Source organism: Pediococcus pentosaceus, from assembly GCF_001437285.1.
Taxonomy (GTDB): domain Bacteria; phylum Bacillota; class Bacilli; order Lactobacillales; family Lactobacillaceae; genus Pediococcus; species Pediococcus pentosaceus.
This window is the reverse complement of record NZ_JQBF01000011.1, coordinates 1-15,804: the sequence shown is the minus strand read 5'-3', so window position 1 is coordinate 15,804 and position 15,804 is coordinate 1. Positions and strand designations below refer to the sequence as shown.

At 35.6% G+C, this 15,804-nt stretch carries 17 protein-coding genes and 3 pseudogenes; 13 read left to right on the top strand and 7 right to left on the bottom strand.

What is annotated here, in order from left to right; all coding sequences use genetic code 11:
- Positions 1 to 91 precede the first annotated feature (91 nt).
- Entirely contained in the window at positions 92 to 352 is a 261-nt protein-coding gene (locus IV86_RS08230) for a transposase (RefSeq protein WP_056979544.1), read from the bottom strand.
- 74 nt (positions 353 to 426) lie between these two features.
- On the opposite strand from IV86_RS08230, the gene IV86_RS08225 reads away from it, so the two are divergent.
- From IV86_RS08225 to IV86_RS08215, 4 genes and pseudogenes are all read left to right on the top strand, one after another.
- On the top strand, positions 427 to 879 hold the full coding sequence (locus tag IV86_RS08225; RefSeq protein ID WP_056979543.1) for an MMPL family transporter: 453 nt from the start codon (positions 427 to 429) through the stop codon (positions 877 to 879).
- A 191-nt stretch (positions 880 to 1,070) separates the two neighbouring features.
- Positions 1,071 to 2,303 carry a polysaccharide deacetylase family protein gene (locus IV86_RS08220; protein WP_056979542.1) on the top strand — a complete coding sequence of 411 codons (1,233 nt, stop codon included), beginning with the start codon at positions 1,071 to 1,073 and terminating at the stop codon, positions 2,301 to 2,303.
- 9 nt (positions 2,304 to 2,312) lie between these two features.
- Positions 2,313 to 2,444: pseudogene (locus tag IV86_RS08865) on the top strand (restriction endonuclease subunit S); the annotation flags it as partial.
- A gap of 185 nt (positions 2,445 to 2,629) precedes the next feature.
- Positions 2,630 to 3,577 (top strand): magnesium transporter CorA family protein, encoded by a 948-nt coding sequence (locus IV86_RS08215; protein WP_056979541.1) that lies wholly within the window; start codon positions 2,630 to 2,632, stop codon positions 3,575 to 3,577.
- Between the two features lie 130 nt (positions 3,578 to 3,707).
- Here the strand turns inward: IV86_RS08215 and IV86_RS08210 are convergent.
- Positions 3,708 to 4,144: pseudogene (locus tag IV86_RS08210) on the bottom strand (recombinase family protein); the annotation flags it as partial.
- Positions 4,145 to 4,170: 26 nt separating this feature from the next.
- Between IV86_RS08210 and IV86_RS08205 the strand changes: the two are divergent.
- The 4 genes from IV86_RS08205 to IV86_RS08855 all read left to right on the top strand — a co-directional run bounded on the left by IV86_RS08205 (position 4,171) and on the right by IV86_RS08855 (position 8,111).
- Positions 4,171 to 4,683, top strand: a complete 513-nt coding sequence (locus IV86_RS08205) for an AlwI family type II restriction endonuclease (RefSeq protein WP_232625463.1) — start codon at positions 4,171 to 4,173, stop codon at positions 4,681 to 4,683.
- A gap of 407 nt (positions 4,684 to 5,090) precedes the next feature.
- Positions 5,091 to 6,854, top strand: coding sequence for an oleate hydratase (locus IV86_RS08200; RefSeq protein ID WP_056979539.1), 1,764 nt, complete (start codon positions 5,091 to 5,093; stop codon positions 6,852 to 6,854).
- A gap of 404 nt (positions 6,855 to 7,258) precedes the next feature.
- Complete coding sequence (locus IV86_RS08195) at positions 7,259 to 7,747, top strand: tyrosine-type recombinase/integrase (protein ID WP_232625466.1); 489 nt, start codon at positions 7,259 to 7,261, stop codon at positions 7,745 to 7,747.
- 91 nt (positions 7,748 to 7,838) lie between these two features.
- Positions 7,839 to 8,111: a hypothetical protein gene (locus IV86_RS08855; RefSeq protein WP_232625464.1), complete on the top strand. Its 273-nt coding sequence runs from the start codon at positions 7,839 to 7,841 to the stop codon at positions 8,109 to 8,111.
- Here IV86_RS08855 and IV86_RS08185 read toward each other — a convergent pair.
- The 3 genes from IV86_RS08185 to IV86_RS08175 form a co-directional block, all read right to left on the bottom strand.
- Positions 8,108 to 9,133: a polysaccharide pyruvyl transferase family protein gene (locus IV86_RS08185; RefSeq protein ID WP_056979538.1), complete on the bottom strand. Its 1,026-nt coding sequence runs from the start codon at positions 9,131 to 9,133 to the stop codon at positions 8,108 to 8,110. The two genes, IV86_RS08855 and IV86_RS08185, sit on opposite strands and share 4 nt — an antisense overlap.
- Before the next feature lie 23 nt (positions 9,134 to 9,156).
- On the bottom strand, positions 9,157 to 10,521 hold the full coding sequence (locus IV86_RS08180; RefSeq protein WP_056979537.1) for a sugar porter family MFS transporter: 1,365 nt from the start codon (positions 10,519 to 10,521) through the stop codon (positions 9,157 to 9,159).
- 288 nt (positions 10,522 to 10,809) lie between these two features.
- On the bottom strand, positions 10,810 to 11,058 hold the full coding sequence (locus tag IV86_RS08175; protein WP_056979536.1) for a GlsB/YeaQ/YmgE family stress response membrane protein: 249 nt from the start codon (positions 11,056 to 11,058) through the stop codon (positions 10,810 to 10,812).
- A 249-nt stretch (positions 11,059 to 11,307) separates the two neighbouring features.
- On the opposite strand from IV86_RS08175, the gene IV86_RS08900 reads away from it, so the two are divergent.
- The 3 genes and pseudogenes from IV86_RS08900 (at position 11,308) to IV86_RS08165 (ending at position 12,772) form a co-directional block, all read left to right on the top strand.
- Positions 11,308 to 11,439: a hypothetical protein gene (locus tag IV86_RS08900; RefSeq protein ID WP_261793047.1), complete on the top strand. Its 132-nt coding sequence runs from the start codon at positions 11,308 to 11,310 to the stop codon at positions 11,437 to 11,439.
- A gap of 149 nt (positions 11,440 to 11,588) precedes the next feature.
- A pseudogene (locus IV86_RS08925) lies at positions 11,589 to 11,885 on the top strand (IS3 family transposase); the annotation flags it as partial.
- Between the two features lie 344 nt (positions 11,886 to 12,229).
- Positions 12,230 to 12,772, top strand: a complete 543-nt coding sequence (locus IV86_RS08165; RefSeq protein ID WP_056979535.1) for a TetR/AcrR family transcriptional regulator — start codon at positions 12,230 to 12,232, stop codon at positions 12,770 to 12,772.
- Between the two features lie 81 nt (positions 12,773 to 12,853).
- Here the strand turns inward: IV86_RS08165 and IV86_RS08160 are convergent, their stop codons facing one another.
- Positions 12,854 to 13,048, bottom strand: a complete 195-nt coding sequence (locus tag IV86_RS08160; protein WP_056971947.1) for a hypothetical protein — start codon at positions 13,046 to 13,048, stop codon at positions 12,854 to 12,856.
- Positions 13,049 to 13,067: 19 nt separating this feature from the next.
- Positions 13,068 to 14,837 carry an oleate hydratase gene (locus tag IV86_RS08155; RefSeq protein ID WP_056979534.1) on the bottom strand — a complete coding sequence of 590 codons (1,770 nt, stop codon included), beginning with the start codon at positions 14,835 to 14,837 and terminating at the stop codon, positions 13,068 to 13,070.
- Between the two features lie 324 nt (positions 14,838 to 15,161).
- Here IV86_RS08155 and IV86_RS08150 point away from each other — a divergent pair, with 324 nt between their 5' ends.
- Both IV86_RS08150 and IV86_RS08145 read left to right on the top strand, forming a co-directional pair.
- Positions 15,162 to 15,350 carry a leucocin A/sakacin P family class II bacteriocin gene (locus IV86_RS08150; protein ID WP_002834004.1) on the top strand — a complete coding sequence of 63 codons (189 nt, stop codon included), beginning with the start codon at positions 15,162 to 15,164 and terminating at the stop codon, positions 15,348 to 15,350.
- 37 nt (positions 15,351 to 15,387) lie between these two features.
- Positions 15,388 to 15,726: a bacteriocin immunity protein gene (locus IV86_RS08145; protein ID WP_002834573.1), complete on the top strand. Its 339-nt coding sequence runs from the start codon at positions 15,388 to 15,390 to the stop codon at positions 15,724 to 15,726.
- The last annotated feature ends 78 nt before the right edge of the window (positions 15,727 to 15,804 follow it).

The following is a 15,804-nucleotide window of genomic DNA, read 5'->3' as shown; positions in this document are numbered from 1 at the left end:
CTAGGTTTGATTTTAAGTGCACTTAAAATACGCACAGGCGCGTATCCTTGTGCTAAAAATTGGTTAACAAGCGGCAATCCCACATTACGGACTATTTTTTGGCTAGTAAGATGGCCGCTCGCTTTAAAATTTCGTTTTCTTCCTCCAAAATAGCGAGGCGCTTCTCTAGTTGCTTGACGTCTTTTAAAGTCTTTGACTGACCCTCGATCATGATTGGGTTAGCTTGTTTAACCCAAATAGCAATAGAATCTTTCGACGGACCAAATTCTTCTGCTAATGATTTAAGTGAACGGCCTTCTTGGTGAAGTTTAACCAATGAATCTTTGAAATTTTGTGAATAACGAATTGACATAAAAATACTCCTATACTTTCATTTTACGGACTGAATAAAAATAGTCCATTTTTTTAGTATAAGAGTATTTATCATTGATTGCATCATTAGGATTGACGACATTGATTATGCAAGATGGTGTTTTCCATATTAGTGAAGGATCACCAATTATTGCGTTTTTGCCAGTCATTATGATTGGAATTGTCTTCGGTCTGGCGATGGATTACGAAGTGTTCATGGTCTCACGGATTAGGGAGACATACATTGCCACTGGAGATACAAATCGGGCTGTTAAAACAGGATTGCAAGAGAGTGGTCTAGTCATTATTACAGCCGCTTTGATTATGATTGCTGTCTTTGGAAGTTTTGCCTTGGTTGAAGATTCAACGATTAAGTCAATTGGTATTTCATTAGCCAGTGGGGTTCTATTTGATGCCTTCTTGGTTCGTCTGATTATTATTCCAGCGACAATCAAGATATTCGGTCGTGCTAACTGGGTATTCCCAGGAGCAAATTACTATAATAAGTTTAAGGATGATGCGCAATAAATAGGTATTGTGGCATTAAAAATATTTTTTTGGGAGTGATTTTAATCACTCCTTTTTTGTTTGATTATGTCGCATTTTTGATATCTTTACTATTTATAAAACAATACGAATAATTTTATTTTTGAGGTAATAAGATATAGAATGGCACTAACTTGTCGTTTAATATTCATAAAAATTATGGGGGAGTAGCTGTGATAAAAACCAAGATAACTAGTCTTGTCATTGGGTTGATTTTGGGGGCAGGCTTAGGGTTATATGGCAATATTGATGATGATGTTATGGCTGCAAAAACTGATAGTCAAACAACTAAGACAGTAAAGCAGGCAAAATCATTAAGTCAACAGTACCAATATAAAGAAGCAAAATCAGTATTATCGGGGCACAAAGGAACAACAGTTGATCATCTAAAAAAGAGTATTAATAAGCAACAGTCAAAGTTGGTCACGTGGGATGATCCGACAAAAATTTCACATCTTTTTTATCATTCACTAATTGTTGATCCTGGTAAAGCTTTCTCATCTAAGCAGGCACAGGGATACAAAGATTATATGGTGACCATCGACGAATTTATGCCGATGCTGAATCAGTTATATGATAATGGCTATGTATTAATTAACTTTAAAGATATTATTTCGATTGATAAACAAGGGAAGGTGACTTTCAAACCAGTCAAATTACCTGAAGGCAAGAAGCCTTTAATTATATCACAGGATGATGTTAACTATTATGAGTATATGAAGAATTCTGGATTTGCAGATAAATTAGTCGTCAATAAGCAAGGTGATGTTAAAAATCAATATACCAATAATGGTCAGAAGAAAATTGGTGATTATGACATGGTACCGATTATTGATACCTTCATCAAAAAGCATCCAGATTTCTCATACGGTGGCTCAAAGGGTGTGATTGCTGAAACGGGTTATAATGGGGCGCTAGGTTATCGTTCATCAAAGAGTCAATATGGTGATACAAAAAAGACACATCGCGAAGCTAAGAAAGCGACAAAGGTTGCTAACGCTATGAAAAGGGAAGGTTGGCAGTTTGCATCGCATTCCTGGGGTCATATAAATATGACTACGGCCAGTGTTGATGATATCAAAAAGGACACTGCACTTTGGCAAAAGGAAGTACAACCAATTGTTGGTAAAACACCAGTATTGATTTTCCCATTTGGAGCAGATATTGGCTCATTTACAAATTATACAAATGATAATGCAAAGTACACTTATCTTAAGAGTAGCGGTTTCAGTATTTTCGATAATGTTGATGCGTCACAGACATCATGGGGTCAATTAACAAATGATTATTATCGTAATGCGCGGATAAATGTCGATGGTATTCGTTTACATGAAACAATGACTGGTGAGAACACGGTTCTAAATGACTTCTTTAATACAAAAGATTTTTATCATCGTGATAAATAATGAAGAGCGCGAGACAAAAGTCGTCAACAAAAAATTGGGTTATTTTTCAAACAGTTAGACAACACTATCACTCTTCATCAACGTAAGTTAGATTTGTTGAAAGAACAGAAAAAAGGCTTTTTACAAAATATGTTTGTATAGGGTCTATAATTATAAATTAGATAATACATTAGAAGCTGGAGACAAGATTGTCTAGATAATGTGTGAGATAAAATTTTTGGCAGGTTATCATACATAAGACAAAATGTTTTTAAAACTGATAACGTATTTATTTCACAACAATTACGCATTTATTTTTGAGAAAAATATAAAGCAGGAGGATTACAATGCTGAAAAATTATTCTTTAACAAAAGATACATTATTAGTTTCGTCAGAATCAAATATCAAAAATTCTTCTGTTGTTTATGTTTATGGTGACGAACGAGAATATATCGAATCTTTTGACCATAAATATGACCTTAAAATAGGCAATATACTAACGTTTGATGATCAAGTTGCATATGACACGATGATAGATCGGAACGATGAAAAAAGTTTGCTCGTAAGTTTTTTGTTTTCCAAGATACACGAAGGTGGGCTTCTAGATAATCTGACGACATCTGTTGTTTTCTTGGTATTTAAAAATAAGTTGATAATTTTTACAAACCACAAATTAAATTCCATTTCCGAACTCTTATCCAATATGGTTTTACGTGATGTCAATAATTTCACGGAGGAAGTACTTTTAAAGATTATGCAAAAAGATTTCCATGTGATGCTTAACAACCTTCGTGGAGTCAAGGAAAAAATTGATGATTTAGACTCAGAAATATCAACGCCCGGTCCACTCAGACCAACGTTTGGTGATTTATTGACTCTTCGAAAATACATAATAGCTTTGTCAGCAACTTATGGCGCTAATCACAAAGCGCTGGATTTCATCAAAAAAAATTTCACAACTAATAATGATATTGATTTTACCACCAAAAAAATAATTGATGAGATATACGATACAAGTGACACAATGGATAAAATTATTTTAGGTTACAGCCAATATTTGGATGCTTTGGGAAATATGATAAACAATATGATTTCGTATCAGCTAAACATGATTATGAAAACTCTAACAGAGATATCAATCGTTTTGACTATTCCAGCGATTATTTTTGGTTTTTGGGGAATCAATGTCCATGTCCCGTTTGAAAAATCTTCTTATGGTGTTTTTGCTGTGCTGATTATCTCTGTTATACTAAGCCTAATTTGCTGGTTTTGGATGCGACGCAAAAAATATTAAAGTATTTGTGATACCCTAATATGGTTTAAAGCAGAATTGCTTTGTTGACTTTGTAAAAGGCTGATTCCTTTCAATAATTTAATAGCTTTTGTCAGGAATTGTAATATAAATAGACGGTGGTATTTGTTATTTATCTAAATAGCTTTTTAATGTATTGCACTGTGCGCGGAGAAATATTAAAAGCTTCAGCGGCTTCCTTCACAGTATGAGAGTTATAACATTCAAAGATAGCCATATTCCGGCTATCTTTTTTTCTTTTGGGTCACCCTCCTTATAATTGGGATTGTGTTGGCTTGCAAATATTTTACCGGCTTGCGTACGCTCGATAATCATATCACGCTCCATCTCCGCAACCGATAGCAAAGTTCTGACAATCATATGCCCAATTGGGGTGTTATCTATCGTTCCTAAATTTAAAACCTTAAGCATTATTTTTTCTTTCAATAAGTCATCAATTAAGTTCAATGCTTCTCTAGTATTACGAGCAAAACGATCTAACTTTGTGACGATCAATGTGTCATTGGGTTCAATCAGATGGACCAGTTTTTCAAATTGCGGTTGCCTGGTATCACATTTCAGAGGAGAAGTATAGTTTGCGAGAGTCAATGAACCTTATGCTGGATTCAGAAGGATTACCTGTGGCACAAACAGGAGGACAAAAGAACAAGCAAGATGATAATTCTGGTGACATTACCATAGAATACAAGGATCGTACTTTATTGCTTGAAGTAACATTGATGGATAAGAATGCCATTAAACGTGGGGAGTGGGAACCAGTACTCAGGCATACCGTTAATCTTTCTGCTAGTCGCACTGTTCCGGTTCAAACATATTTCATTACTGACGCTGTTGATAAGAACACCGAAAATATTTGGCGTTCTGTGGCTGCAACCGATTTAGAGGAAACCGCTGTCCAACATCGCTCTGTTCGTGCAACCATATATTCTCTGACAATTGATACGTTGATTAAATGGTTACATGATAAAGGTGTAAACGAAGAGGTTATTTGGGATGCCGTAGCTACTTCATATAAAGCACTAATCGAAACAGATTTCGACGCTAATTGGAAGACTGACATATTAGCCTCGATATCATCGAATAACTAAATACAGAAAAATACAACAAATATTATCAGACTAGGGACTATACTAGAAAACATCAGTACATTCCTTAACTCAGGGTCTATCTATCTATCGCCCCTAACAAATCTTATTAAAACAGCCCCCATTATCTAACTAGTAGATAATGGGGGCTGTTTTTTATTTATGAATAATAATAACCCGTTAATGTCGCTACATTTTTCGTAATTTTATAATCAGACTGTTATATATGAATTATGATACGATGCACTAAATTTGCCTACTAATTAAAGACTCCCATCTTTCAAACCCACACCGATTATTCATGGTGATTGTAGCAATTAAAGTGACTGTTGCACTTTAATTGCTATTTTTTGAAAGCATTTTCTCTTAGTGCTATGATTAACCTATCAAATCAGTAATAGGAGGCAACTATGCGATATTCTAACGGAAATTATGAAGCTTTTGCACATCCAAGAAAGCCCAAAAATGTGGATCAAAAATCAGCGTATATTATTGGAGGCGGTCTGGCCGGACTGGCTACCGCTGTTTTCTTAGTGAGAGATGGCCAAATGTCTGGGGAAAAAATCCATATATATGAGGAATTGCCTACTCCGGGTGGGTCGTTAGATGGAGAAAAGCGCGCCAATATCGGCTTTGTGACACGTGGTGGTCGAGAAATGGAAAATCATTTTGAAACTATGTGGGACATGTATCGATCAATTCCTTCTTTAGAAATTGAAGACGCCTCTTACTTAGATGAATTTTATTGGCTAGATAAAGATGATCCAAATTCATCTAATACTCGCCTAATTTATAATCGGGGACAACGCGTCCCAACTGATGGCCTGTATACTTTGGATGAAAAATCTAAAGAATTAATAGATTTAGTTTTAACTCCTGAGTCAAAACTGGGTAAAACGACTATTGAGGAATTTTTCTCAAATGAGTTCTTTGAAAGTAATTTTTGGATGTATTGGGCAACTATGTTTGCTTTTGAAAAATGGCACTCTGCAGTTGAGATGCGTCGATACACTATGAGATTTATTCATCATATTGATGGATTACCTGATTTTAGTGCTCTGAAGTTCAATAAGTACAATCAATATGAGTCTATGGTTCTACCAATTATAAAGTATTTAGAGTCATACAATGTCGAATTCATCTATGATACACAAGTTAATAATGTTGTGGTAGATTTCGAAAATGACGAAAAAATTGCAAAAAAACTCGTGATCCAGGATGGTGATGATGTTAGCCTATCACGTGATGATCTTGTATTCGTTACAAATGGTTCTATTACAGAAAGTTCAACATATGGGAGCCATGATAAACCCGCTCCTATATCAAAAGAGTTGGGTGGTAGTTGGTCACTGTGGAAGAATCTAGCAGAACAATCTAATGATTTCGGTCATCCAGAAGTATTCTATGATAACCTACCTGAAAAAAGTTGGTTCGTGTCAGCAACAGCCACTATAAAATCACCAGAAATTGAACCCTACATTGAACGTCTCACCAATCGTGATTTGCATGATCACAAAATTAATAGTGGTGGAATTATTACCATAACCGATTCGAACTGGTTGATGAGTTTTGCTGTTCACAGGCAGCCACATTTCAAAGAACAAAAGGAAAATGAAACAATTGTATGGATATATGGACTATATTCAGATACCAAAGGAAATTTTGTTGATAAGACCATTGTAGAATGTTCTGGGGAAGAAATTACGCAAGAACTCCTTTATCATCTTGGGGTCCCTGAGTCCAAAATCAAACAATTGTCTAACCAAAACAATGTAAATACCGTTCCAGTATTTATGCCATTTATTACGTCATACTTTATGCCCCGAATTGCGGGTGATAGACCAGATATTGTTCCTAAAGGGTCTGTTAATTTAGCCTTTATTGGTAATTTCGCAGAGTCACCTAGTAATGACACCGTATTTACTACCGAATATTCAATTAGGACAGCCATGGAATCTGTATATACTTTACTTGAAGTTGAACGCGCTGTTCCTGAAGTTTATGGATCCATTTATGATATTCGAGAACTACTTAAAGCTATCTATTATATGGGAGATAAAAAAACCATTGATGAAGCTAATTTAGGAATTCCAAAATTAGCTAAAGTAGCTCTAAAAAAGAAGATAAAGGGAACGTTTATCGAAGAGCTACTTACCGAGAGTAAATTACTATAAAACATGATGGCTGTTAAAACTTTCTGAATTATCAAAAACTGTTGCAAATTATTATAATGCGACATATTTCGATATGTAATAAGCTTTTCATTTTTGAAAAAGACTTGATGATTATATTTCATCAAGCCTTTTTTATAGCTACGTATTTTTTAAGAAATAACCTGATTACGGGAAAATGTATATGGGAAGTACGGACTGCTTCATTTCTAAATCATAATCCGGGATAATCAAATGTATGAATTTTTATTATGAATGCTAAGATATGATTAAATGACAATGGGAACCAGAAAAGTAAAAATATTATGATGCAACAAACCATACTGCCAATCAAAGACTCAAACGTCTTAAAAATGGTGTAAGACACCTTATTAGATAGTTTTCGGGCGGGTCGCCGTAACTACACCATCTTTCAAGTTGGCAAATCCACCCTTCTAAGGGTGAGTGATGTCATGACGTTAAAGAAATCAGATATCTATAATCCAGATGGCTCTGTTAAAAATACGGCTTTTATTTATGATAAAAAGACGGGTAAAGCAAACACGTTATATCTAAAGCCTGTCCAACAAGACTTGTTGCAATATCATGATTGGCTGGTACAAGAAAACATCAATTCTGAGTGGTTATTTCCCTCGACAGCCCATCACAATCGCCATATCACTGAGAAGCAGTTTTATAAGGTGATGGCGCATGTTGGTGATCTATTAGACATTAACTATTTAGGTACCCATACTATGCGTAAAACAGGTGCTTATCGCGTCTATACACAATCAAACTACAACATTGGCGTAGTCATGCATTTATTGAATCACTCAAGTGAAGCCATAACACTGACTTATCTTGGATTAGACCAAGCTAGTCGCAAAACGATGTTAGATCAAATTGATTTGGGTTAACCTATAAAAAAATTTTGCTCGTATACTGAAAATCCGGATTGCTTTATTTCTAGGGCATAATCCGAGATAATCAAGTATAAGTTTTTTTATTATGAAAGCTAAGAGATACTCAACTGAATTTAAATCATCAATTGCTGCCTTGTACAACGAGGGTCGTTCTGCTAATTCGCTGGCCAATGAATATCATTTGGCTGTACAAACGGTTGCGGGCTGGGTCAAAAATCTCAAATCAATCCCAACTGATCTTATACTAAAAATAGTCCATTTTTTTAGTATAAGATCATCCATTATAGCCCATACATTTTCTATTCTTTTTATTACCAATAATTTTGATATTCAATTTTTGATAATCAATAATTATTAGTTCTTATTGTGCACATTATTTTTAATTAAATCACGTAATTGACGAAAATCATTTTTTACGTCGTAATCGTGCCGCTTTTGCGAAATTAGCTGTTGTAACAGTTCTTCTATACGCTCTACGTCAGTCTCGTCCGTGTAATCGATCCAGTCGACGTGCTCTAACCAATCAATATAGGCATGCTTTCCTTTTCCGTAACTATTTCCAAATAACAAACAAGGTGTTCCTGTTAAAACGGAAAATACCATTGCATGCCAGCGATCTGTAATAATTATTTCCTGGTGCGAGAATAGTTCTAGTTCTGAATCAAATAATGCCTCCCGAGTAACAGGTGTTATCTTTTGTGGTTCATCTAGAACGGTATCAACTCTTTTTATAGGGCGTTCATTTCCTAAAATATCTTTTATATTGTCAATCGTAGTTTTTTTAACAACTTTTTCTGAATCATGCCGTAAAACGAATAAAGCCCCCTTTCGATTGAACTTCCAGTTGATAGAATTCATGTATAAAACCATGTCAGGTGTGAAAATGACTGGGTTATCAAACGTTGATTGCATACGATGAAAACTTTGAGCATCACGTGCCACTAACACGAGATTAGGATTTTTCCGGTAAGCCTCTTGACTCTTTTGTTTTTCAATCTCACCATCTTCATTGTCTTCAAAATGTATTGATTGAGGAAATGAAATTGTCAGATTGTTCACAAAAGTTGAAAAAACCTTACGCCGTGCCTCCTCATGATTATGGTACAAATTACCCATATTTCCCCCGCCAGTAAACGCAATAATATCAGAGGACTGTAAATGCTCTTGGACAATGGGAATAGCATAGTCATCGTCTTCTTCAATAATTTCAATATATTGATATTCGGGGAATTCGTTTTCAATATATTTTCGTTCTGCTAACGAAACTGCTTGATCCCCCATGTTCGTGTAGCTTGGAACACCAAACATGTAAAATTTTGGTCGATCATTATTAGGAAGTTTGTGCACAACCTCTGTTGTGTTAACATAAAAGTTTGCCATGTGAATTAATACTCCTTTTATTTTTATACTTCAGCATTTTCATATGCTTTTTTTATTTTACGACCATTCACAAATATAACGGATAACAAGATACTAAGACCGTTGGTTAGTGCAAAGACGAAGAAAACAATAGCTGTTCCTAACAATGCAATAAGCTGCGGATAAATTAAACTAATAATAAAGTTAGTAATCCACGTTGTCGCCGTTGCGACTGACATAAATTGTGCTTTAACTTTTCCCGGAAACATTTCTGCTAATAATAACCATGTGACCGGGCTAACAATACCTTGATGATTGGCCAAGAATAAAGTCAAAGCGATTAGTACCAATACATTTGTTATGGTCTGCGAAAACATCGTTGTTTTCATAATCAAACCTAATAGTGCTAAGAAAACGACATTGCCAATCAAACCAATAACTAGCATTTTATGATGATTAGCTTTTTCAATCGTACGCGTACCAAAGATACTAGCAATAACTGACACCACACCTATTAAAATATTTGCGTAGAGTGAGCCTCCGGCCCCCATTCCCACATTTTCAAGTAAAATCGTGCCATAATACATGACGGTATTAACACCAGAAATTTGTTGAATCAACGCAATAACTATTCCGGTAGTTAATAAATAAAGTAATTTTTTATTTTTCAAAGCAACCGACCAGCTAAACTCTTGATCATCAGATTCATCAATCGTTTCAATTCCACTTATTACGAGCTGTTTAGTATTGCTGAACCCTAACCGACGAAATAATTGTCTAGCTTTATTAACTCGTCTTTTGAACAAAAGCCACTGTGGACTTCCACTGATTCGAAATGAATTAATCCATAAAATCACCGATGGAACTGCCGCAGATAAGACCATAATACGCCATATAGGACCCCAGTGACCCCAGATGTTTCCTAAAATAGCATTGACAACAAAGGCACTGAGTTGACCAAGAACAATAAAAATAGCATTGTTATTAACATTCGCACTGCGTAAATTATCTGGCGATATTTCAGCTAAATACATTGGTGAAAGACTCGATGCTGCTCCCACGGCAATCCCTAAAATAAATCTAAAAATAGCCATGAACCAGAAATTAATAGCTAATGCACAAAGAAAGGTTGATATAGTAAAAATAATTGCAATCAAGCGTAGCGTTTTTTTTCTCCCTACTTGATCGGCTATCTTCCCACATCCTAATGCTCCAATACAAGCACCAATTACAAGGGAACTCGATACTACGCCTTGTAAGGAAGGGTTAAGATTAAGTTGATCTGGACGGCTCATAAAAGCTAGCGCTCCATTTATTACTCCTGTGTCGTAACCAAATAAAAAGCCTCCCAAAGATATTACATAAACACAATAATTCAAAAATTTTAAATTAGGTTTTTTACTCGTCATTTTTCTTTTTTCTTTCTTTAATTTTCTATACTGTTTTTCATCAAATTCCTAAAAAGTTTCTAATTTCAAAAAATATTCGCTTAAAAAAAAGCCCAAACACTGTAAAAGCAATTTAGGGCTCGCGTAGTAATCTAAAATCCCATGATTCTAGTATGCCTTCTTATAATCTGCAGGCTGATCATTATGATCAAAAATATTTTCTTTATCATTAGATTTAGGATCATCTTTTTTATTTTGCTTTTTTACTTAATTATTTTCTTCTGCTATGATCAAAATTCCCCTTTTATTTCAATGTTTGATTCGAGTTGTGATCCAAGAAACAATAATTACTAGAATAACTGCTCCTATGACAGAAGGCACTAATGCCATGCCAGCAAGACTAGGCCCCCAGTTACCTAACAAACTTTCGCCTAACCATGAGCCAATTAATCCAGCAAGTATATTGCTAATCCAACCCATAGCAGCACCTCGACTAGTAAGCGCTCCGGCTACTGCTCCAATTATTGCACCGACTATTAAGGTCCAAATAATCCCCATTTTCTATTCTCCTTTTGCTACTAAAACATTCTAATTATATCACTTACTAAATAATATAGTTTAATAATGCTTACACAAATTAATACAGGATATTTTCAAGTTTTTAATGCTCTTATACTAAAAAAATGGACTATTTTTGTTCAGTCCGTGAAATGAAAGTATAGGAGTATTTTTATGTCAATTCGTTATTCACAAGATTTTAAAGATTCACTGGTTAAACTTCACCAAGAAGGACGTTAACTTAAATCATTGGCAGAGGTATTTGGGCCTTCAAAAGATTCTATTGCTCTTTGGGTCAAGCAATTAGAAAATCGTCTCGCTATTTTGGAGGAAGAAAACGAAATTTTAAAGCGAGCGGCCATCTTACTAGCCAAAAAATAGTCCGTAATGTGGGATTGCCGCTTGTTAACCAATTTTTAGTACTAAGCTACGCGCTTGTGAGTATTTTAAGTGCACTTAAAATCAAACCTAGTACCTATTACAACCGGCTCCATTGGTAGCCCAGTCGACAAGCAAAGCGTAGAGAATCTCTAAAACCTTATATTTTAGACGTTTGGAGAACCTTTAAATTTTATGGTTATCGTCGTATTACTGCTTATAGTCAACAAACCGACGAGCCGAAAGTATCTGAGTATATGACACTCAAATTGATGCGTGAATTAGGGAATAAATCCCGCATGCAAAAACGTTATCGCAAGCCCAAAACTGTGGTGACTGTTGATCAAAAGCCCAATCTATTGACTCCTGAGCAGGTTAATCCGCCAAAATTTTATTATACACTTACATTTACCAATTATTTTAATGGGGGCAAGCTGCTGGCATCTTAAACAGCAGATAAAAATCTATAAATCATTATTAAAAGTTTTCACTAAAATAACCTGCTTTAGTCTATTTTCTCCCCAGTCATTTAAAGCAAGGTTCTGTTGCAAAGTTTCAATACTGAGTACAAAAGTCCCATTCTGATACTTTGACTATGCTGGTATACCCATCAAAACTTTAATTTCAGTAGATACCGAAAAGCCTAACTAAAAAAGTAACTATTAAGTAAAAAAAGTATCAAAGTTAGTGACCTGATTTTGATACTTTTTTTTCGTAAAGCGGTTTGAAATTTTCAATGATGTATAATTGGTATCAACAACTAAATTGATTCATTAATTGGGAGATAGTGACTATGGACAAAAGGATTGTGCGGACGCAAGCTAAAGCTGAAAAAGCTTTGTTTGAATTGATGCAAGAACAAGACTTTTCAGAAATTTCAATTACGGATATTGCTAATCAAGCAAAAATATCACGAATGGCTTTTTATCGCAACTATAACAGTAAGGAAGATATTTTGAACAAGTTTATTCAAAAAGAATATGCAACTTTTGTTGATGACATTACGACGCATCATTTTAAAGAATTAGAGCAGTTGTTGGAAGTTTATTTTGATTATTTTAAAAATAATCCAGCTGTTTTATCGGCAATTGTTAGCGCTTCAATTGAAGGCTTTGCTCTTCGAAAGCAAAGTGACTACTTGCTTGATTTTTTTAAAACGCGAATTAAAAATCAGCAGCCAGTACCAATAGAGATTGCATATTATTCGGGCGCTATTTTTGCTAGTTTACTATATTGGCGAGAAAACGATTATCAATATTCCGCAGCCGAGTTGGCCGAGCACCTAGCAGAAAAGATCAAAAATGATTTACTGCAAACTGGCGAAAAAATATTTTAGCCGGTTAATGGAAAAACAAAACAATCAAAAAAGGGGCACGGCAATTTTACTTTTGCAGTGCCCCCTTTTTACTAGGCTAAATTACTTTGTTAGGCCATGCCCTAGGGTTTGGGTTTCTCGTAAATAAACTGGATCGGTCTTAGAGATTTGGGAATTTTTTGAGCAACAACCTAGTCGATGACGACAGCAACTGTCTTTTTGGGGTTTAAGATATTTTCCAATTACAACCCCAGTAGCTAAAGCGATTGAAATTAAAATTAAATGCTGCTTTTTCATGAATTTTTCCTCCTTTGATTTAGAGTAACTTTTGAGATTTCAAAATTTCTTCAAGATAGGTGCCATGAACCTTTTTCAAAAAGGCATTTAGACCAATTTTTTCAATTTGATTTAAAGGCAATTCGGTCAAGCTCTTTTTATCATTCAAATAATATAAGGCACTTAAGATTGCTCGTAAGTCAAAGGCAGAATCAAAGACTTCTGGGATGCCACGATCAATGTCAAGCAGTCGGTAGACAGCTTCCATAGCAGTTCTGACAGAGTATTCAGTTGTAAAGACGGTGTCTCGCTCAGTTTCGGCAAAGTTCCCAATAAAAGCCAAATTGCTTGAACCTTCAGGGACAACTAAGGGACGATCACCAGCTTGGCGTGGCATAAAGTATGAAGTAATGTATGGCATATGAATTGGAATTGAATTAGCTGTTTGCGCGATCTCAGCAATTTGATTTTCTGGGACACCAATATGATAAAGAAATTCTTGACAGATTTCTGCGCCACTGCAATCAGTAATTTTTTTGTGAATATAATTTCCGGGCTGATCGGAAAAGAGACCATATAACCATACGATTAATTCATTTGGCTTTTGTTGTTGAAAATGTGGTTGACGGCTGATGGAAATTCCTAATAACCAGTTTGAGTCCCTAATGGAGACTGGGCCACTGGTAACAATTGAACCGCTATACGGATCTTTACCAGTAATTTTTTGAATATAGGGTACGATTCGATCGTCTTTAAAGGTGCAAGTTGCCGACATGACCCAGTTAGCCGCTGGAATATCTTGATAAAATTTAGCTGGATGTCCGAAAGCTGAGTCTTGAGCCGCTAATTTTTCCCATAATTTCCAGCTAGCACCGATTGGATGCGTTGCTGGTGCTGAATGTTCATTGTCACCATAAGTAGTGCTTTCAGTAATTGATCCATTTGTAATGAAAACCAAATCGTCAGGTGTTAGGTCGAGGCTTTGCTGATTACCATCGATCGTTAGCTCAATTTTAACAGCTTGTTTTTGTTCACCGGTTTGTTCAACAATAATATTGTCAACGGTGGTATTGTATTGGAATTTAACGTCGTGATCTTCAAGATATTTAATCAGTGGTTTGATTAATGACTCATATTGATTATATTTGGTAAATTTCAATGCTGACATATTTTGCAAGGTGCCGACATGATGGACAAAGCGTAATAAATAACGGCGCATTTCCATTGCACTTGCCCAAGGCTCGAAAGCAAACATGGTGGACCAATAGAGCCAGAAATTTGATTTAAAGAAGTCATCGCTGAAAACTTGATTAATTTTGACATTGTCAAGTTGGTTTTCCGGTGTTAGCACTAATTTGGCGATTTCTTCAATTGCTTTTCGGGAAAGCGTCAACTGACCATCACTGGCTAACTGATTACCACGTTTTTCGATTACGCGGGTGTGTGAATTACTTGGATCGGCTTTATTTAGCCAATAGAATTCGTCAAGTACCGAAACACTGGCATCTTCTAAGGTAGGAATTGAACGAAAAAGATCCCAAAGAGTTTCAAAGTGAGGTTCCATTTCACGCCCACCACGAATAATATAGCCGCGTTGTTCATTTAAAATCCCATCCATGCTGCCACCGGGAAGTCCAAGTTCTTCAAAAACATGAATTTGGTTTCCAGGAACCTGACCATCGCGCACTAAAAAAGCGGCGGCAGCTAAACCGGCTAAACCGGCCCCAACAATATAGGCTGATTTCTTGGTGGCGTTTGCTGGTTTTTTAGGCCGAGCAAATGCTTCATAATTACCACTACTGTAGTACATAAAAATCCCTCCTTGTAAAATAAGATACCAAGTATTTGTTACATCTGTAACTAAACATAATATACAACGGTTAACAAATTTATTCAATCAAAGTTATTTTCTCAATTAATATGAATTACCAATATAATGTTTAAAGTGTTTAAATAGAGCCAAAAAAGGTCACAACTTAAAAGATACTGCGTTGATAGCCAGGTTTCAAAAATTGACCAAGATCGTTAACCAGTTTTGGTGCGAAAATATCTAACTAATACTTGACATTTAAATTGAGTGGGAACTAGAATAAGCGCGTATTAAGGATAATTTAAGAAGAAGTAGATTTTTGTGATGAAAAAAATTGAAAAATTAACTGAAAAAGAAATGGCCAATATCATTGGTGGTAAATACTACGGTAATGGGCTTTATTGTGGCAAACATTCCTGCTCTGTTGACTGGGGTAAGGCTACCACTTGCATAATCAATAATGGAGCTATGGCATGGGCTACTGGTGGACATCAAGGTACTCATAAATGCTAGCATTATGCTGAGCTGGCATCAATAAAGGGGTGATTTTATGAATAAGACTAAGTCGGAACATATTAAACAACAAGCTTTGGACTTATTTACTAGGCTACAGTTTTTACTACAGAAGCACGATACTATCGAACCTTACCAGTACGTTTTAGATATTTTGGAGACTGGTATCAGTAAAACTAAACATAACCAGCAAACGCCTGAACGACAAGCTCGTGTAGTCTACAACAAGATTGCTAGTCAAGCGTTAGTAGATAAGTTACATTTTACTGCCGAAGAAAACAAAGTTCTAGCAGCCATCAATGAATTGGCGCATTCTCAAAAAGGGTGGGGCGAGTTTAACATGCTAGATACTACCAATACGTGGCCTAGCCAATAGTACTGATAAAGGGGATCTTGTAGTTGTCTAAGAAATTTTGGTCAAATGGTAGATTGTAAAATTAATCCGAACGCTGTT